General features: G+C 59.3%; 17 protein-coding genes. 9 read left to right on the top strand and 8 right to left on the bottom strand.

All coding sequences use genetic code 11. The features are described from left to right. Positions 1–39 precede the first annotated feature (39 nt). Positions 40–1,074, bottom strand: coding sequence for an aspartate-semialdehyde dehydrogenase (locus tag JZX88_RS10085; protein WP_003522626.1), 1,035 nt, complete (start codon positions 1,072–1,074; stop codon positions 40–42). Positions 1,075–1,581: 507 nt separating this feature from the next. Between JZX88_RS10085 and JZX88_RS10090 the strand changes: the two genes are divergently transcribed. The 3 genes from JZX88_RS10090 (at position 1,582) to JZX88_RS10100 (ending at position 6,690) form a co-directional block, all read left to right on the top strand. Then, entirely contained in the window at positions 1,582–3,465 is a 1,884-nt protein-coding gene (locus JZX88_RS10090; RefSeq protein WP_174030344.1) for an MFS transporter, read from the top strand. 197 nt (positions 3,466–3,662) lie between these two features. Beyond that, positions 3,663–5,237, top strand: coding sequence for a Re/Si-specific NAD(P)(+) transhydrogenase subunit alpha (locus JZX88_RS10095; RefSeq protein WP_206913439.1), 1,575 nt, complete (start codon positions 3,663–3,665; stop codon positions 5,235–5,237). Between the two features lie 19 nt (positions 5,238–5,256). Beyond that, entirely contained in the window at positions 5,257–6,690 is a 1,434-nt protein-coding gene (locus tag JZX88_RS10100; protein WP_065114114.1) for an NAD(P)(+) transhydrogenase (Re/Si-specific) subunit beta, read from the top strand. Between the two features lie 246 nt (positions 6,691–6,936). Here the strand turns inward: JZX88_RS10100 and rutF are convergent, their stop codons facing one another. The 7 genes from rutF to JZX88_RS10135 form a co-directional block, all read right to left on the bottom strand. Then, complete coding sequence (gene rutF, locus JZX88_RS10105; RefSeq protein WP_065114115.1) at positions 6,937–7,461, bottom strand: NADH-dependent FMN reductase RutF; 525 nt, start codon at positions 7,459–7,461, stop codon at positions 6,937–6,939. Between the two features lie 26 nt (positions 7,462–7,487). After that, entirely contained in the window at positions 7,488–8,078 is a 591-nt protein-coding gene (locus JZX88_RS10110) for a malonic semialdehyde reductase (RefSeq protein WP_206913440.1), read from the bottom strand. Between the two features lie 17 nt (positions 8,079–8,095). Next, positions 8,096–8,887, bottom strand: a complete 792-nt coding sequence (gene rutD, locus JZX88_RS10115; protein WP_206913441.1) for a pyrimidine utilization protein D — start codon at positions 8,885–8,887, stop codon at positions 8,096–8,098. A gap of 12 nt (positions 8,888–8,899) precedes the next feature. Next, complete coding sequence (gene rutC, locus JZX88_RS10120) at positions 8,900–9,286, bottom strand: pyrimidine utilization protein C (protein WP_045023399.1); 387 nt, start codon at positions 9,284–9,286, stop codon at positions 8,900–8,902. Between the two features lie 24 nt (positions 9,287–9,310). Further along, a complete protein-coding gene (rutB, locus tag JZX88_RS10125) occupies positions 9,311–10,051 on the bottom strand; it encodes a pyrimidine utilization protein B (protein ID WP_006312121.1) in 741 nt (246 codons plus the stop codon). Then, entirely contained in the window at positions 10,048–11,139 is a 1,092-nt protein-coding gene (rutA, locus tag JZX88_RS10130; RefSeq protein ID WP_206913442.1) for a pyrimidine utilization protein A, read from the bottom strand. Before rutA ends, rutB begins: the two co-directional genes overlap by 4 nt. Before the next feature lie 460 nt (positions 11,140–11,599). Next, positions 11,600–12,211, bottom strand: a complete 612-nt coding sequence (locus tag JZX88_RS10135; protein WP_142857417.1) for a biliverdin-producing heme oxygenase — start codon at positions 12,209–12,211, stop codon at positions 11,600–11,602. 311 nt (positions 12,212–12,522) lie between these two features. Between JZX88_RS10135 and JZX88_RS10140 the strand changes: the two genes are divergently transcribed. The 6 genes from JZX88_RS10140 to JZX88_RS10165 all read left to right on the top strand — a co-directional run bounded on the left by JZX88_RS10140 (position 12,523) and on the right by JZX88_RS10165 (position 18,455). After that, positions 12,523–13,407 carry a dihydrodipicolinate synthase family protein gene (locus tag JZX88_RS10140; RefSeq protein ID WP_206913443.1) on the top strand — a complete coding sequence of 295 codons (885 nt, stop codon included), beginning with the start codon at positions 12,523–12,525 and terminating at the stop codon, positions 13,405–13,407. Between the two features lie 21 nt (positions 13,408–13,428). Further along, positions 13,429–14,085 (top strand): GntR family transcriptional regulator, encoded by a 657-nt coding sequence (locus JZX88_RS10145; RefSeq protein WP_206913444.1) that lies wholly within the window; start codon positions 13,429–13,431, stop codon positions 14,083–14,085. Positions 14,086–14,189: 104 nt separating this feature from the next. Then, a complete protein-coding gene (locus JZX88_RS10150) occupies positions 14,190–15,521 on the top strand; it encodes an ABC transporter substrate-binding protein (protein WP_065114123.1) in 1,332 nt (443 codons plus the stop codon). Then, positions 15,521–16,459 carry a carbohydrate ABC transporter permease gene (locus JZX88_RS10155; RefSeq protein WP_206913446.1) on the top strand — a complete coding sequence of 313 codons (939 nt, stop codon included), beginning with the start codon at positions 15,521–15,523 and terminating at the stop codon, positions 16,457–16,459. Before JZX88_RS10150 ends, JZX88_RS10155 begins: the two co-directional genes overlap by 1 nt. Positions 16,460–16,473: 14 nt before the next feature. Beyond that, on the top strand, positions 16,474–17,295 hold the full coding sequence (locus JZX88_RS10160) for a carbohydrate ABC transporter permease (protein WP_031233854.1): 822 nt from the start codon (positions 16,474–16,476) through the stop codon (positions 17,293–17,295). 101 nt (positions 17,296–17,396) lie between these two features. Further along, positions 17,397–18,455 (top strand): ABC transporter ATP-binding protein, encoded by a 1,059-nt coding sequence (locus JZX88_RS10165; RefSeq protein WP_065114126.1) that lies wholly within the window; start codon positions 17,397–17,399, stop codon positions 18,453–18,455.

Consider the following 18,455-nt stretch of genomic DNA (forward strand, 5'->3'; position numbering starts at 1 on the left):
AACAGACGGGTTATACTTAACGAACCTTAAAAAATCGTATCAGGCAGCCGCCTTGCGGGGCTTGATGAAACCACGATTGATCAGGAGTTCGGCGATCTGGACGGCGTTGAGAGCCGCACCCTTGCGCAGATTGTCGGAAACAACCCACAGGTTGAGGCCGTTTTCGACCGTCGCATCTTCGCGGATACGCGAAATATAGGTCGCGTCCTCACCGGCGGATTCAACCGGGGTGATGTAGCCGCCGTTTTCGCGCTTGTCGATGACGAGGCAACCCGGCGCTTCGCGCAGGATGTCACGGGCCTGATCGGCGGTGATCTCGTTTTCGAACTCGATATTGACCGATTCCGAATGGCCGATGAAGACAGGAACGCGAACGGCCGTGCAGGTGACCTTGATCTTCGGATCGAGCATCTTCTTGGTTTCGGCCAGAACCTTCCACTCTTCCTTGGTGTAGCCGTCTTCCATGAAGACGTCGATATGCGGAATGACGTTGAAGGCGATGCGCTTGGTGAACTTCTTGGCCTCGACCGGATCGGCCACGAAGACGGCGCGGGTCTGCTGGAACAGTTCGTCCATGCCTTCCTTGCCGGCGCCGGAAACCGACTGGTAGGTGGAGACGACGACGCGCTTGATCTTGGCGAAGTCATGCAGCGGCTTCAGCGCGACAACGAGCTGTGCCGTGGAGCAATTCGGGTTGGCGATGATGTTCTTCTTGGTGAAGCCCGCAACCGCATCGGCATTGACTTCCGGAACGATCAGCGGAACGTCCTGATCGTAGCGCCATGCGGAAGAGTTATCGATGACAACGCAGCCCTGCTGGCCGATCTTCGGCGACCACTTCTTGGAAACATCGCCGCCGGCCGACATCAGGCAAATATCCGTGTCGGAAAAATCGTAGTTCTCGAGGTTCGAGACCTTCAGCGTGCGATCGCCGTAGGAGACTTCCGTGCCCTGGGAGCGGGCGGAAGCGAGCGGCACGACTTCATCGGCGGGGAAACCGCGTTCGGCCAGGATATTGAGCATTTCGCGACCGACGTTGCCGGTAGCGCCTGCAATTGCAACTTTGAAACCCATGATCAAGCTCTCTTTCTGTCTCTCCTCTTTTCGGTGAGGTGGGAACCCGCATCAGATCGCGGCTTCCTCGATCCCCAGCCAAACCGGGGAGAGAGCGGTGGCCAGAGACGTTAGACGGTTTTAATCGTCGTTTTGGCCGTAATTCGGGTAGAATGAGAAAGGCGCGGATCATCGCCGGCCAATTGTGCCGGTCCTTCCATGACGAACATGTCTGCAACATGCATGCGCAAGGTGATGCTCCTTCTTCGCGAGAAGCTATTAGAAGGTTTCTTGTTTGTGTCAAGAAAAAAGGCGAGCCTGCTGCCCGTCGATGCGGACGGACCAGAACGGCCCTGCGACATTTTTGCACATTATACATTAGACTAAAGTCATAATCCGAAAGCATCGCTCTTATTGGGGTTAATTTTCTGTCACTCTGACACTCTGCGCATTGCAGCCGCAAGGCGAGCCCGGAGGAGAGAGATGGGCTCTGCAATGCGTCGATTGGACATCTGTGGAGGACAGAAAATGGCAAATGTTGCAGCCGCAAGCGGCGCCGCCCGTCCCATGACGGGTGAGGAGAAGAAGGTGATTTTCGCCTCTTCTCTCGGAACAGTCTTCGAATGGTATGATTTTTATCTGTACGGCTCGCTTGCGATCTATATCGGCGCGAATTTCTTCAGCCAATATCCGGAAACGACACGCAACATCTTCGCGCTTCTGGCCTTTGCCGCCGGCTTCCTCGTGCGCCCCTTCGGCGCGCTGGTGTTCGGCCGCCTCGGCGACATTGTCGGCCGCAAATATACCTTCCTCGTCACGATCCTGATCATGGGCGTTTCGACCTTCCTCGTCGGCGTCCTGCCGAGCGCATCGCAGATCGGCATTGCCGCCCCGATCATCCTGATCGCGCTGCGCATGCTGCAGGGTCTGGCGCTTGGCGGTGAATATGGCGGTGCGGCAACTTACGTCGCCGAACACGCGCCGAACGGCCGCAGGGGTTATTACACCTCGTGGATCCAGACGACCGCGACGCTTGGCCTGTTCCTTTCGCTGGTTGTCATCCTCGGCGTGCAGTTCGCACTCGGCAAGGAAGCCTTCGCGGCCTGGGGCTGGCGCATTCCCTTCCTCGTTTCGGTTCTACTGCTTGGCGTATCGGTCTGGATTCGTCTGAAAATGAACGAATCCCCCGCCTTCAAGAAGATGAAGGAAGAGGGCAAGACCTCCAAGGCTCCGCTCAGCGAAGCTTTCGGCCAGTGGAAAAACGCCAAGATCGCCCTGCTCGCCCTTATCGGCGCCGTCATCGGTCAGGCCGTCGTCTGGTACACCGGCCAGTTCTACGCGCTGTTCTTCCTGCAGAGCATCCTGAAGGTGGACGGGCAGTCGGCCAACATCATGGTCGCGGCAGCGCTCATCCTCGGCACCAGCTTCTTCGTGATCTTCGGCTGGCTTTCCGACAAGATCGGCCGCAAGCCGATCATCATGGCCGGCCTCGTCCTTGCCATGCTGACCTACTTCCCGCTGTTCAAGGCACTGACATGGGCAGGCAACCCGGCGCTGGCGCAAGCCCAGGCCACCGTCCGCGCCACCGTGACCGCGGCACCCGGCGACTGCAAGTTCCAGTTCAACCCGACGGGGACTGCGAAATTCACCACATCCTGCGATATCGCCACCTCGTTCCTGACCCGCAACTCCGTGCCCTATGACGTGGTTGCCGGAACGGCCGGCCAGCCGGCCAGCGTCAAGATCGGCGATGCAACCATCGCCAGCTACGATGCGATCGCCGCCGGCGCGGATGCGGCGGCACAGGACAAGGCCTTCCAGAAGCAGGTCAACATCGCCCTGCATGACGGCGGTTATCCGCTGGTGCGTGGTGCGGCACAGGTGCCGGATGCGAAACTGGACGCCTTCATTGCCGCCAACCCGGAACTCGGCCTGAACGCCGAGGCGGTTCGCGCCACCGACAAGAAGATGGTTGCGACCGACAAGCTGGTGGCGGACAAGCTGCTGACCTCGTCCGAGACCGGTGGTGCGGCGGAAATGGCCGTCTACACCATTGCCGGCGGCGGTGCCTTCTCCATGGTGGCCGACCCGGCAGCCGTGAACTGGATCGTCATCATCGCGGTCCTGACCGTCCTCGTGATCTATGTGACGATGGTCTATGGCCCGATCGCGGCCCTGCTGGTCGAACTGTTCCCGACCCGTATCCGCTACTCCGGCATGTCGCTGCCCTACCACATCGGCAATGGCTGGTTCGGCGGCCTTCTGCCCGCCACCGCCTTCGCGATGAGCGCGGCGAAGGGCGACATCTATTATGGCCTCTGGTACCCGATCATCTTCGCGGGCATCACGCTGGTCGTTGGCCTGCTGTTCCTGCCGGAAACCAAGGACCGCGATATCCACGCCATGGATTGAGCCATATACCAATCGACATTTTCGAAACCCGGCGCGCAGGCGCCGGGTTTTTTTATTGCGCGGCGCGCCGGAATGTCGAAAGAGCCTGTCGCAGCGGGCTGTCATTCCGTCGCAGGCAAGACAAAATCAATATGGAGACAAAGCCCCCCTGAATAGGATATGACCCCCCTATATTATCAGGCAGAGGGAGAGCCATTTTGAGAATCGGGACGCCTAAGGAATTATATGAGGGCGAGGCGCGCGTCGGCATGACGCCCGACAGCGCCCAGGCATTGCAGAAACTCGGATATGATTGCATCGTTGAGGCCGGTGCGGGCAAGGCGGCCGGATTTTCCGACGACGCCTATCGCGCAGCCGGCGTCACCGTCGTCGATAGCGCGGATGCGCTTTACGCCGGATCAGACATCGTCGCCAAGGTTCGTCCGCCGGAAACGTCGGAGATTGATCGCCTGTCTTCGGACAAGACGCTGATCTCGTTCTTCTATCCCGCCCAGAACAAGGACCTTCTGGAGCAGGCCAAGGAAAAGGGCGCCAACGTCATCGCCATGGACATGGTGCCGCGCATTTCCCGCGCCCAGAAGATGGACGCGCTGTCCTCCATGGCCAATATCGCCGGTTATCGCGCGGTGATCGAGGCCGGCAATAATTTCGGCCGCTTCTTCACCGGCCAGGTCACCGCCGCCGGCAAGGTACCGCCCGCCAAGGTGCTGGTGATCGGCGCAGGCGTCGCCGGTCTTGCCGCCATTGGCACGGCCACCTCGCTCGGCGCCATCACCTATGCCTTCGACGTTCGCCCGGAAGTGGCCGAGCAGATCGAATCCATGGGCGCTGAGTTCGTCTATCTCGATTTCGCCGACCAGCAGCAGGACGGCGCCGCCACCGGCGGTTACGCCGCCCCCTCCTCGCCGGAATTCCGCGAGAAGCAGCTTGAGAAGTTCCGCGAACTCGCACCGCAGATCGATATCGTCATCACCACGGCGCTCATTCCGGGCCGCGACGCCCCGAAACTGTGGCTCGCCGACATGGTGGCGATGATGAAGCCGGGTTCTGTCATCATCGACCTCGCCGCCGAACGCGGCGGCAATTGCGATCTCACGGTTCCCGACCAGCGTGTCGTTTCCGACAATGGCGTCATCGTCATCGGCTACACGGATTTCCCGAGCCGCATGGCGGCGCAGGCTTCGACGCTCTATTCCACCAATATCCGCCACATGATGACCGACCTGACGCCGGCTAAGGACGGCAAGGTCGTTCACAACATGGAAGACGACGTCATCCGCGGTGCGACCGTTGCCTATCAGGGTGAGATAACCTTCCCGCCGCCACCGCCGAAAATCCAGGCGATCGCCGCGCAGAAGCCGAAGGAAAAGGCCAGGGAGCTGACACCCGAGGAAAAGCACGCCAAGGAACGGGCCGAATTCAAGGCGCAGACCAAGAACCAGGTCGGCCTGCTCGTCGCTGGCACGGCCATCCTGCTTCTCGTCGGTCTTTATGCGCCGGCAAGCTTCATGAGCCACTTCATCGTCTTCGTACTGGCCTGCTTCGTCGGTTTCCAGGTCATCTGGAGTGTCAGCCATTCGCTGCACACGCCGCTGATGGCGGTGACCAATGCGATTTCCGGCATCGTCATCCTCGGTGCGCTGCTGCAGATCGGTTCCGGTAACTGGCTGGTGGTGATCCTCGCCTCGCTTTCCGTCCTGATCGCGACGATCAACATCGTCGGCGGTTTCCTCGTGACACGGCGCATGCTCGCCATGTTCCAGAAGTCCTGAGCCGGGTGGGGGACATTTCATGACCATTGGTATCGTTTCCGCGGCCTATGTTGCCGCAGCCGTTCTCTTCATCCTTTCTCTTGGCGGTCTTTCCGGACAGGAAAGTGCCAAACGCGCCGTCTGGTACGGCATAACGGGCATGGGTCTTGCCGTTGTCGCAACGGTCTTCGGGCCTGATGTCGGCATAGGCTTCATCGTCCTGTTGATGATCGCGGGTGGCTCCGTCCTCGGTTATTACGTCGCAAACCGCGTACAGATGACCGAAATGCCGCAGCTTGTGGCCGCCCTTCACTCCTTCGTCGGCCTCGCCGCCGTCTTCATCGGCTTCAACGCCCATATCGAGGAAGCGCATGTCGCCTCGCTCGATGAGGCGGCGCGCTCGCTGCTGACAGGCTTTTCCGCCATCCTCGCCCATAAAACGCCGGTGGAACTGGCGATCATGAAGGTCGAGGTCTTCCTCGGCGTCTTCATCGGCGCGGTCACCTTCACCGGCTCGGTTGTCGCCTTCGGCAAGCTTGCCGGCAAGGTGGACGGCAAGGCGAAGAAACTGCCGGGCGGACACATCCTCAATGCCGGCGCCGCGATCCTCTCGCTCGTGCTGCTCATCATGTATTGCAACGGTGCCGGCGCCTGGACGCTGGTGCTGATGACGCTTGCCGCATTCTTCATCGGTTACCACCTGATCATGGGCATCGGCGGCGCCGATATGCCGGTGGTGGTCTCGATGCTGAACAGCTATTCCGGCTGGGCGGCGGCGGCCATCGGCTTCACGCTCGGCAACGATCTCCTGATCGTCACCGGCGCGCTGGTCGGCTCCTCGGGTGCGATCCTGTCCTACATCATGTGCAAGGCCATGAACCGCTCCTTCGTCTCCGTCATCCTCGGCGGCTTCGGCGGCACCACGGGTCCGGCGATGGAAATCGAAGGCGAGCAGGTGGCAATCGACGCCGAAGGCGTGGCGGCGGCTCTGAATGACGCTGACAGCATCATCATCGTACCGGGTTACGGCATGGCGGTGGCACAGGCTCAAGGCGCAGTCTCCGAACTGACCCGCAAGCTGCGCGCCGACGGCAAGACCGTGCGCTTCGCCATCCACCCCGTCGCCGGCCGTCTTCCCGGCCACATGAACGTGCTCTTGGCCGAAGCCAAGGTGCCCTACGACATCGTGCTGGAAATGGACGAGATCAACGACGACTTCCCCAATACCGACGTCGTCATCGTCATCGGCTCCAACGACATCGTCAACCCGGCAGCCCAGGACGATCCGAATTCGCCGATTGCCGGCATGCCGGTACTGGAAGTGTGGAAGTCGAAGCTCGTCATCGTTTCCAAGCGCGGCCAGGGCACGGGTTATTCCGGTATCGAGAACCCGCTGTTCTACAAGGACAATACCCGCATGTTCTACGGTGACGCCAAAAAGTCGATCAACGACCTCCTGCCGCTGATCAAGTAACGAAAAGGGCGTTTCCGGGAAACCGGAAACGCCCTTCGAATTTCCGAGAAACGACGATACGTTTCGTCCGTCATGCCGGACTTGATCCGGCATCCAGCCACGGCGCGTCTGCGACGTAGAAATAGGTCTTACGCGATCAAGGACTTGATCGCGCTGGACCCCGGATCTAGTCCGGGGTGACGGTGTGCGGATGCTATGGCCGCGCCAAACAGAACCGTTCCGCGGGATGTTGTCGATAGACCGCCTTCAAAGCACCCGGTAACGCCGGTTGAAATACATCAGCGCTTCTTCGCCCTCATTGATCCTCATATCGACGACATCGCAGATGAGGATGTCATGCGTGCCACCGTCATGCGCTTCGCGGATACGGCAATCGAAGGAAACGAGCGCATCTTCGAGAACCGGGGCACCGGTTTCGAGCACGCCCCAGCTTCCGGCGGCAAAGCGTTCATCGGCGGGCGTCTTGCCACCGAAAAGCGTGCTCAGCACCTCGTGATGTGCGGCAAGCGTATTGACGCAGATGACGCCATTGGCCTTCACCACCCTGTAGGCGGAAGCATTGCGGTTGAGGCAGACGAGAAGCGTGGGCGGATTGTCGGAAACGCTGCAAACGGCCGTCGCGGCAAAGCCCGCGCGGCCTGCCGCACCGTTGGTGGTGACGATATTGACCGCCGCACCGAGCCGCGCCATGGCGTTTCTGTATTCGAGGCTGCGCTCCTGTGCAGTCTTCGTCTCCATTTCCGCTTCCTTTTCAAGAGACTTCATCTGCATCTAACCCATCCTTCCTTAACAGGCCATCAAGCCAGCACACAGGCGTCTTCGAAGGCAAGCCGCGGCAGGCGGCCGAAAAGCTTGGACGGATCGCCATGACCGAGATTGATCAGGAAATTGGATTTCCACGTCGTGCCGGCAAAAAATGCCGCATCCACCTTGCCCTTGTCGAAACCCGACATGGCCCCGGTATCCAGCCCCAAAGCCCGGGCCGCAAGGATGAGATACCCCGCCTGAAGCGTGGCATTGCGGAAGGCGGTTTCTTCGGCCACAGCCGGGCTGGAGGTGAACCATGAACGCGCATCGGCATGGGGAAACAGTTCCGGCAGCTTTTCGTAAAATTCAGCGTCGATGGCGGCAATAACAGTCACCGGCGCGGCCATGGTCTTTTCCAGATTGCCGGAAGACAGCGCGGGCTTCAGCTTCTCCTTGGCTTCCGGGCTGCGCACGAAGACGAAACGCGCCGGCGAGCAATTGGCCGAGGTCGGTCCCATCTTCGTCAGGTCGTACAGCGCCTTCAGCGTTTCATCGCTGACCGGCTTGTCCGCCCAGCCATTATGGGTGCGTGCTTCGGTGAAAAGCGTTGCCAGTGCCGCGTCATCGAGTGCTTTCGTCATCTTGCTCTAAAATCCTGTCAGAATGTTCGGGTGGCCGGCAGCAGGAACTGCAGAAGCCTTGTGTTGAAAAGGTCTGTTTCGGTGATATTCACCGCATGCGCGCCGAAATCGAGAAGGCAAAGTTCGCTCTGCCGCAGGCCCTCCGCCAGCCGCTGCGAACGCGTATAGGGCACCAAAAGATCGTCCTTCGTCGCCACCACCAGCACCGGATTGTCGATCTCGCCAAGCCGGCTATCGATATCGAAAGCCCGAAGCGCCGCAATACGCCGCAGCACATTTGCCTTGCCCTGAAAATGCGCGACGCCATGGGCATCGTCCCGCGCCAGACGCTCCTGATGTTCCGACATCCATGCGGCCGGATAGAGAAACAGCGGCTGGGCTTTCACGAATGCCTCGACGCCGGATTTTTCCAGAAGCTCGATCCGCACATCGAAGCAGCGCCCCGAATGCGGATCGGCCTTGCTCCAGGCATTGATGAGCACCAGCCGGTCGATAAGGCGGGGCTGGCGCAGCGCGATATCGAGACCGATCAGGCCGCCGAGCGCATGGCCCATGAAGTGGAATGTTTCGAGGTTCAGCGCCGAGACAATCTCCAGCACGTCATCCGCCATCGCCGATATGCCGCCCTCTTCCGGCACATCGCCGCCGGTCTTGCCGGTTCCGCGATGGTCATAGGTGACGATGCGGAATTGGTCGGAAAGGGCATCGATCTGCGGCGTCCAGTAAGTGCCCGATCCACCCAGCCCCGAAGATAGCAGGATAGTGGCCGCCTCAGGATCGGTCCGGCCATGAACCTCGAAATGCATCATCTGCCGTTGGCCCTATTTGCCGATATGGGCGACGGTGGCGATTTCCACCAGCGCGTCGGGCTTTACCAGACCGCACTGAATGCAATATCGCGCCGGCTTGTCGCCGGGGAAATATTCTGCATAGACCGTGTTGACGGCCTGATAATTCGCCCAGTCGGTGATGAAGATGTGGTTCATCGTCACGTCCTCCATCGTGCCGCCGGCGGTTTCGATGACGGATTTGATAGTTTCCAGAACATGGCGGGTCTGGGCGCTGGCATCACCCACATGCACGACGTTATTGTCCTTGTCGAAGGGCAGCGTGCCCGAAACGTAAACCACGCCATCGGCAAGGGTTCCCGGCGAAAAGGGAGCGATGGGTTTGCTGGTACCGGCAGGCACGATAATCTTTTTCGGCATTTCGTTCTCCTCTTGTGTTGAATATCAAGCGCTGACGGGTGCGGCCTGCGAGATGACACCGCAGAAATCATTGACGGTGGCGACCCAGCCGAAAAACTTCTCGACATTGTAGACCGTCGCCTGCTGGATAAAGTCCGGGCCCAGATGATGCGTGGCATCCTCCAGCATCACCCCGAAATATTCGAGATGGAAGGCATCGCGCAGCGAGCTTTCGACGCAGACATTGGTGGCGATGCCGACGAACACCAGATTGCGGATGCCGCGAGCGCGCAGAACGCTGTCCATATTGGTGTTGAAGAAACCGCTGTAACGCGTCTTCGGCACCAGAATATCGCCGGGTTGCGGCTGCAACTCGTCGACGATGGCATAATCCCATGTGCCCTTGGCCAGCAGCTGGCCCTGCAATTCCGGGCGTTTGCGCATGGTCTTCAGCGCGTTGGATTTATGCCAGTTGGGCGAACCCGGCCCGCCTGCCTCGACATAATCCTTGTCCCAGCCATTCTGGAAATAGATGACCTGCACGCCCGCCGCGCGTGCCGCATCCAGCGTCTTCTTGATGTTGGCGATGGTGCCCTTGGCCCCTGATATATCGAACCCGGCGAGATCGACATAACCGCCTTCGGTCGAATAGGCATTCTGCATATCGACCACGACAACGGCGGTCTCGCTGGGTTTTAGGGTAATCGGCTCCGGCCTTGCGGGAAGCGTGACGCTTTCCGAACGACTTTCCGGCCCCTTGTAACCCGCCACGACGGCTTCGCTCATTCCGCAGCCTCCAGTCCGGCCTGAACATGCGCCCGGCTCTTCATCAGCGGCTGCACATATTTGCCGAATTTTTCGACGCCCTCGAGGAAGTCGTCGAAAGTCAGCATCACGCCGCCGGTTCCCGGCACTTCGCTCATCTCATCCAGCATGGCCGCCACTTCCTCATAGGAACCGATCAGCGTTCCCATGTTGATGTTGACCGCCGAGACGGGATTGGACATGTGCCGCACATTGGTGTCGGAGCCGGATTTGGTGTCGACGGCGCTTTGCAGACCGAGCCACTTGATCGCGTCCTCATCCGCACCCGCCTTGTAATGCTCCCACTTCGCCCAGGCGTCTTCGGATTTTTCCTCGGCAAGCACCATCGTCAGCACGACGGATTTCACCTCGCGGCCGGTTTTTTCCGTCGCCGCCAGCAGCCGCTCATTGGTCGGCGCGAAAGCCTTCGGCGTATTGACGCCGACACCGAAGCAAAAGCTGTAATCGGCAAACTTGGCCGAAAACGCCATGCCGGAATTGGAGGAGCCAGCGCAGATGAGCTTCACATCACCCTGCGGCACCGGCTTCATGCGGCAATCCTCCATCTTGAAGAACTTGCCGTTGAAATCCGATTGCCCGTCCGTCAGCAACTCTTTCAGAACGGTGGTGTATTCGCCGAGATATTCGTAGCGATCACCGAAATAATCATCGCCCGGCCACAGCCCCATCTGGCTGTATTCAGGCCGCTGCCAGCCGGTAATCAGGTTGATGCCGAAACGGCCGCCGGAAATCGAATCGATCGTCGTTGCCATGCGCGCAACAATGGCCGGCGGCATGACCAGCGTGGCGGCTGTGCCGAAAAGCTTGATCTTGGAGGTGACGGCAGCAAGGCCTGCCATCAGCGTGAAGGATTCCAGATTGTAATCCCAGAACTCTGTCTTGCCGCCAAAGCCGCGCAGCTTGATCATCGAAAGCGCGAAGTCGAAACCGTATTTCTCCGCCTTCAGTGTGATCGCCTTGTTCAAGTCGAAGCTCGGCTTGTATTGCGGCGCGTTTTCAGAAAGAAGCCACCCATTGTTCCCGATCGGGATAAAAACACCAACTTCCATTTTGCTGTTCCCTTTTTACGTCAGGTGTCTCCTGACTTGACAAAAGAGTAGCAGGTTCCGTGCCAGACCAAATAAAATAATTTTATCAAATGGATAAAATTTCGGGGCGGGTGGAGCTTTGACCAAAAGGCAAAAAATTTATCATTTGGTCAAAATATTTGCCTGTTTATTTGGCAAATATGGAGAGCGATACGTCAAAGGTGAGCGGCCCTCACCACACTCACAGACCGATGTAGGAAATCCGAAGGCTCTCCTCCGTCATGCCGGACCCGATCCGGCATCCAGCCACGGCGCGTCTGCGCCGTGAATAGAGTCTTTCGCGATCAAGGACTTGATCGCACTGGACCGCGGATCAAGTCCGGGGTAACGGCGCTGGGGTGCTAAGACTCAATCGAACTCGCACGCGCGACGGGGCACTTCTGCGCGATGAGGACAACAACCGCGCAGCTATGCCAAAACCTCAACCCAGCCGCTGCTGCGCATAGGCATGGACGGCCCGGAACGCAGCCTCGGCACCCGCGACAACCCGCTCTTCCTCTTCAACCGTCAGCGCAATTTCATCGAGTGCTGCGGTGAATGTGCGCCAGTGCAGGCCGCGTCCTTCCGGTGCGCCGGCCAGATGGCGCGCGCCGAATTCTTCGCCAAGACCGAGCTTTGCCGCATCTTTCAGCAGGAAAGCCGCACCGAGATTGGAACCTTCGACCACATAAAGCCAGCCCATCGCCTCTGGCAGATCGAAGGGCGTTTCGCCGGTGAAACGCGCAGCCCTGGCTTCCGGAATAGCAAGACCGAGATCGGCAAGGTCCTGCTCGATCATGGCAAGACGGCGGCGGCCTTTAAGATCGGGAAGCAGGCCATCAAGCGTGGCATTGGAAAAGAAAACGTCGAGGTCGCGATGGAAAAGATATTGCGTTTCAACGAATTTGCCGAAGTTCTCCCGGCTCTCGAACGGCTTCGAAGCCATGATGAAGGCATCGAGTTCACCATGCGCCTCGCGCGTCGCTGCTTTCAGTCTCTTGACGCGGCTCTGTTCGATCTCGGCAACAGGCGCTGAAGGCTCCGCAATAGTCATGGTGATGGTCCCTTTATCCCTATATTCAGACTGCCTGATAAAAATCTTTACTCGAACAGTCAAATTTTATTTTCGCATTTTTTCGCAAGCCCTGACAAGGAATGTGCCCTGAGAGAAGCGGCACGAAAGGGCATCCGCTTCAATTCCCTGCGATGGCTCCATGCCTCACGGCAGGCAGACAATGCGCCACGCGATCCGAAATCCGAATCCCGCTCCGCCCGATACCTCAAACAGTCATCCTGCAATTAGATATTTACAACTAACATGTCAGTACGCTATCAATCCGTGGTCACCTTGGAGGAGCATCTTAATTGACCCAGAAATTTGGCCTTTCGGCAGCCCTGACAACCCCGTTCAAGACGGACGGAACCGTCGATATCGACGCCATGATCGCTCATGCCCGCCGCTGCCTTCAAAACGGTTGTGACAGTGTGACACTGTTCGGTACCACCGGTGAGGGATGCTCCGTCGGTAGCCGCGAACGGCAGGTTATCCTCTCCCGTTTCATCGAAGCCGGTATTGCGCCGTCCCGCCTTGTCACCGGCGTTCTCGTGGATTCCATCGAGGATGCGGCGGACCAGTCGGCCGAGGCCCTGGAAGCCGGCGCCCGCAATATTCTTCTCGCCCCGCCCTCCTATTTCAAGAATGTCAGCGATGACGGCCTGTTCGCCTGGTTTTCGGCGGTTTTCGCAAAGATCGGCAAGGGCGCCCGCGACATCCTCGTCTATAACATTCCTTCCGTGACCATGGTGACACTGTCGGTCGAGCTGGTGGGAAGGCTGAAAAAGGCATTCCCCGGCATCGTCACCGGCGTCAAGGATTCCTCCGGCAACTGGAGCCATACCGAACGCCTGCTGAAAGAGCATGGCGACCTCGTCATCCTGATCGGCGATGAGCGCGATCTGGCGAGGGGCGTTCGCCTCGGCGGCCAGGGCGCCATCTCGGGCGTTGCCAATTTCCTCACACAGGAAGTCCGCGCCATGGCCGTTGACGGCAAGGACGACAAGCGCGTTGAAGATCTTGTTGTGGAACTTCTGAAATTCCCGGTTACGCCAGCCGTCAAGGTGCTGGTATCACATACGACAGGGGAGAACATCTGGCCGGACGTGCGCGCACCGCTCGTCGCCATTTCGCCAGAGGACCGGCGGCAGATCGAAGGCGCTTTCGACGCGCTGTTTCGCAAACAGGCCGCTTGAACAGACCTTGAAAGGTTGAGCATGGACGATACCGGCGAACAGACATTGCGGGAACGGGCGTATGAAAGCTTTACGCATCACCTTCTCTCGCGTGATGTTCGCCCGGGGCAATTCATCTCGCAACGCCGCCTCGTGGAATTGACAGGTCTGCCGCTGGGGGCGATCCGGGAGGCAATTCCGCGGCTGGAGGCGGAAGGGCTGATCAAGACCGTGCCGCAGCGGGGCTTGCAGGTCGCCCATATCGACATCAACCTTATCCGTGAAGCATTCCAGTTCCGCATCTTCCTCGAAAAAGAGGCCGTGGCGCTGTTCACCCGCTCGGCTTCCGATGAGGCCATCGCCAAGCTTTTGAAACAGCATCGCGATATTGCAGAAGCGGCTGAAAACAGCGGAGAATCGCCGGAGCTCGATCAGCATGCCCAGCAGGTGGACTGGGGCATGCACGATGCCTTCATCGATAGTCTCGGCAATTCGATCATCTCGAATGCCTACCGCGTCAATTCCATCAAGATGCGCCTCATCAACCAGGAGCGGTTTCGCATCGCCGGCCATGTGAAGTCGGTAATGAAGGAACATCTCGCCATTCTCGAAGCCATCGAGAGGCGATCCGTGGAAGACGCCGTTGAGCGGCTGACCGCCCATATCCGCAACGCAAGGGACAGGGCGCTGGCGGTGTAAGGCAGTTCCGGCAGGGTCGAAAACGGTCCTGCGCCGGGATTGCAGGAAAATAAGCAACAAGCCGGGGTGAGGAGAATTTCCGGCTAATCTGGAGGAGAACTGACATGACGCATTCATTGCTCAACCCCACGCGTCGCGCCTTTCTGGCAGGCACGGCCGCGATTGGCGGCAGCGCGATGCTCGGCATTCGCCCGGCATCGGCGGCGGTGAACTGGAAAAAACACGCCGGCACCACGCTTGAGGTCAATCTCGTCAAAAGCCCGCGCAGCGAAACGCTGATCAAATATCTCGGCGAATTCGAAGAACTGACCGGCATCAAGGTCAATGCCGAGGCAACCCCGGAACAGCAGCAGCGCCAGAAAGTCGTCATCGAGCTTTCCTCCGGCAAGCCGAGCTTCGACGTCGTGCATCTGAGCTATCACGTTCAGAAGCGCCAGTTCGAAAAGGGCAAGTGGCTGGCCGATATCAGCGGCTTCCTGAAGGATCCGTCGCTTACCGATCCGTCGCTCGTCGAAAAGGATTTCGCTGAAGCCGGCATGTTGTTTGCCAAGGATAGCGATGGCGTTCTGCGCTCGCTGCCCTTCTCGGTGGATTACTGGATCGTTTACTGGAACAAGGAACTCTTCGAGGCCAAGGGCCTGAAATACCCTGAAACCTTCGAGGAACTGGTAACGGCGGCGGAAAAGATCACCGATCCCGCAACCAACACCTATGGTTTCGTCGCCCGTGGCCTGAAGAACGCCAATACCCCGGTCTGGACCTCGCTGATGTTGGGTTATGGCGCAAAGCCGATCGGTGCGGACGGAAAGATCGATACCGAGTCAAAGGAAGCGGTGGAAGCGGCAGCGCTTTACCAACGCCTGATGACCAAGGCAGCACCTCCCGGCGTCTCCGGCTTCAACTGGGCGGAAGCGCAATCGGCCTTCCTGCAGGGCAAGATCGGCATGTGGTTCGATGGCGTCGGTTTTGCTCCGCCGATCGAGAACCCGGAAAAATCCCGCGTCGTCGGCAAGGTCGGTTACGGCGTCATGCCGAAAGGCCCGGCAGTTCAGGCCGCCGGCACGTTTGGCGATGGCCTCGGCGTCGTCGAAGCCAGCAGCAAGAAGGAGGCCGCTTACCTCTTCTGCCAATGGGCGATCTCGCATGAAATGGGTGCGCGTCTCCTGCAGGCCGGTGCGGGCGTTCCATTCCGCCAGTCCATCCTCGAAGACCAGAAGGTCCGCGAAGGCGTGAAGATGCCGGCCGCCTGGCTGGATGCCGTTGTCGGTTCCGGCAAGGTCTCGCAGCTTGCGCTTCCCGTCATCATTCCGGTGACGGAGTTCCGCGACATCTACGGCGTCGGCCTCACCAACATGATCGGCGGCGCGGACCCGGCAGCCGAACTGAAAAAGGCGACGGAACAGTTCGCACCCGTTCTGGCACGTAGCGAGGGATAATGGCCTCCGTGAGCATCGAAAACACCAAGACAGGCATCAGTCGTAGAGAAGGGAGCAGGCCGGCAAGGCTTGCTCCCAACTACTGGCCCTTCGTCATACCGGCACTTATCGTCATTCTGGCTGTCATCGTTTTTCCATGGGTGTTTACCCTGTGGATGAGCGTGCACCGCTGGACGCTCGGACAGGAGCAGAGCTTTATCGGTTTCGAGAACTATATCCGGCTCGCCGGTGATATCAGGTTCTGGGAATCGCTCTGGCATACGCTCATTTATACCGTGCTGTCGGTGGTCGCCCCGCTGTTCCTCGGAACATTAGCGGCACTGGTTTTCGATGCGCAGTTTCCGCTGCGCGGTTTTCTGCGCGGCGTCTTCGTCATGCCGATGATGGCGACCCCGGTCGCCATCGCGCTCGTCTGGACCATGATGTTCCACCCGCAGCTCGGCGTCCTGAACTATCTGCTGTCGCTCATCGGCATCGGGCCGCTGGAATGGATCTACAACCAGTCGACCGTCATTCCCTCGCTGGTGATGGTGGAAACCTGGCAGTGGACGCCTCTGGTCATGCTGATCGTGCTCGGCGGGCTGGCCGCAGTGCCGCGCGAACCCTATGAAAGTGCTGAAATCGACGGTGCCAATGCCTGGCAAAAATTCCGTTACCTGACCATGCCGATGATTGCGCCGTTTCTGATGATCGCCGTCATCATCCGCTCCATCGATGCCGTCAAAAGCTTCGACATCATCTATGCGATGACTCAAGGCGGGCCCGGCACGGCGTCTGAAACCATCAACATCTATCTCTATAATACGGCGTTTTCCTATTACGACATCGGTTACGGCTCGGCCATGGCCGTCGTCTTTTTCATCATCATCGTGGCGCTGTCCTTCGTGCTTTTGATGGTGCGCCAGCGCTCGCAGTGGAACGAGATGGAGGATCGCTGATGTCTGGAAAAATCCTGAAACGCAAGACACTCGATCGCATCGGCCTTTTCTTCGTGGCACTGGTGATGATCTCGCCGGTCATCCTGTTCTTCATCTGGATGATCTCGCTATCGCTGAAATATGAGATCGACAACGGCGCCTATCCGCCGATCCTCATTCCCGAACGTTTCGCCTGGTCGAACTATGTGAAGGTGTTCGAGGAGAACAATTTCTTCCTCTATTTCTGGAACTCGGTCCTCGTCACCGGAGCGGCCACCATTCTGGCGCTCGTCATCGGCGTTCCCGCCGGTTACGGCATTGCGCGGCTGAAGGCGGAAAAATCCGCCGTCGTCATCATGATCGCCCGCATGACGCCGGGCCTCTCATTCCTCATTCCGCTGTTCCTGCTGTTCCAATGGCTGAACCTCTTGGGCACGCTGTGGCCGCAGATCATCATCCATCTTGTGGTGACGGTGCCGATCGTCGTCTGGATCATGATCGGTTATTTCGAGACCACACCGAAGGAACTGGAAGAGGCGGCAAGCATCGATGGCGCATCCTCCTGGCAGGTGTTCCGGCTGGTGGCGCTGCCGATTGCCAAGCCCGGCATCGTCGTCTCCTTCATCCTCGCGGTCATCTTCTCGTGGAACAACTTCGTCTTCGGCATCGTGCTGGCCAGCCGTGAAACGCGCACCCTGCCGGTCGCGGTCTACAACATGCTGTCCTTCGAACAGGTCAGCTGGGGACCGCTGGCCGCAGCCGCGCTCATCGTCACGCTGCCGGTGCTGCTGCTCACCATGTTCGCACAGAAACAGATCGTGGCGGGTCTCACCGCCGGTGCCGTCAAGGGCGGCTGAACCAACAAAGGGCATTCCATGCCCTTGCTTTTTAAACGCAATTCCGGACGCAAAACCGCGACACACTTTTGCTGGAATTGCTCATAACGGGAACCAAAAACATGGCACCGGTCAATATTCAAAATGTCCAGAAGCGCTTCGGCTCGGTCAACGTCATCCACGGTATCGATATCGATATCAAGGACGGAGAATTCGTCGTCCTCGTCGGCCCTTCCGGCTGCGGCAAGTCCACCCTGCTGCGCATGATCGCCGGACTGGAAGAGCTGAGCGATGGCGAAATCCACATTGGCGCGCGCGAGGTCAGCCACCTGCCCGCCCGTGACCGCGATATCGCCATGGTCTTCCAGAACTACGCGCTTTATCCGCATATGACAGTCAAGGACAATATGGGCTTCGCGCTGAAGCTGAAGAAGGTCAGCGCCGAGGAAACCAGGGCCAAGGTCGACAGGGCCGCCGCCATTCTGGGACTGGAAAAGCTGCTGGACCGTTATCCGCGCCAGCTTTCCGGCGGCCAGCGCCAGCGTGTCGCCATGGGCCGCGCGCTGGTGCGCGATCCGCAGGTCTTCCTGTTCGACGAGCCGCTTTCCAACCTCGACGCCAAGCTGCGCGTGCAGATGCGCGGTGAGATCAAGGCCATGCACCAGCGCATCGGCACCACCACCATCTATGTCACCCACGATCAGGTGGAAGCCATGACCATGGCCGACAAGATCGTGGTGCTGCATGATGGCGTGATCGAGCAGATCGGCGCGCCGCTCGAGCTTTACGACAATCCCGCCAACCTCTTCGTTGCCGGTTTCATCGGCTCGCCGGCCATGAACTTCATTCGCGGCCGGGTGGAGGAAGGCGTCTTCCGCACCGCAAAGGGTCTCAGCCTGCCGCTGCCCGCCAATGCCGATATCGGCAAACTGGGCGGCCGCGACCTCGTCTACGGCGTGCGGCCGGAACATATCCGCGCCGCCGAGACCGGCATCGAAGGCCGGGTAGAACTGGTCGAAGGCACCGGTTCGGAAATCTACGCCAAGCTGAACTGCAAGGGCGACGAGATCGCCTGCCTGTTCCGCGAGCGCCTCAATGTCCGCTTCGGCGATACGATCCACATTGCCATCGATCCGGCAACCGTGCATCTGTTCGACAAGGACAGCGGCAAGCGCATCTGA

Source organism: Agrobacterium sp. OT33 (genome assembly GCF_017313365.1).
Taxonomy (GTDB): Bacteria; Pseudomonadota; Alphaproteobacteria; order Rhizobiales; family Rhizobiaceae; genus Agrobacterium; species Agrobacterium rhizogenes_A.

Coding starts and splice junctions, on each gene's coding strand:
- rutA (WP_206913442.1), bottom strand. CDS start 11,139: ATGGAAGTTGGTGTTTTTATCCCGATCGGGAACAATGGGTGGCTTCTT.
- JZX88_RS10135 (WP_142857417.1), bottom strand. CDS start 12,211: ATGACTATTGCGGAGCCTTCAGCGCCTGTTGCCGAGATCGAACAGAGC.
- JZX88_RS10085 (WP_003522626.1), bottom strand. CDS start 1,074: ATGGGTTTCAAAGTTGCAATTGCAGGCGCTACCGGCAACGTCGGTCGC.
- JZX88_RS10110 (WP_206913440.1), bottom strand. CDS start 8,078: ATGACGAAAGCACTCGATGACGCGGCACTGGCAACGCTTTTCACCGAA.
- rutC (WP_045023399.1), bottom strand. CDS start 9,286: ATGCCGAAAAAGATTATCGTGCCTGCCGGTACCAGCAAACCCATCGCT.
- JZX88_RS10090 (WP_174030344.1), top strand. CDS start 1,582: ATGGCAAATGTTGCAGCCGCAAGCGGCGCCGCCCGTCCCATGACGGGT.
- JZX88_RS10155 (WP_206913446.1), top strand. CDS start 15,521: ATGGCCTCCGTGAGCATCGAAAACACCAAGACAGGCATCAGTCGTAGA.
- JZX88_RS10100 (WP_065114114.1), top strand. CDS start 5,257: ATGACCATTGGTATCGTTTCCGCGGCCTATGTTGCCGCAGCCGTTCTC.
- rutB (WP_006312121.1), bottom strand. CDS start 10,051: ATGAGCGAAGCCGTCGTGGCGGGTTACAAGGGGCCGGAAAGTCGTTCG.
- JZX88_RS10165 (WP_065114126.1), top strand. CDS start 17,397: ATGGCACCGGTCAATATTCAAAATGTCCAGAAGCGCTTCGGCTCGGTC.
- JZX88_RS10150 (WP_065114123.1), top strand. CDS start 14,190: ATGACGCATTCATTGCTCAACCCCACGCGTCGCGCCTTTCTGGCAGGC.
- JZX88_RS10145 (WP_206913444.1), top strand. CDS start 13,429: ATGGACGATACCGGCGAACAGACATTGCGGGAACGGGCGTATGAAAGC.
- rutF (WP_065114115.1), bottom strand. CDS start 7,461: ATGCAGATGAAGTCTCTTGAAAAGGAAGCGGAAATGGAGACGAAGACT.
- rutD (WP_206913441.1), bottom strand. CDS start 8,887: ATGATGCATTTCGAGGTTCATGGCCGGACCGATCCTGAGGCGGCCACT.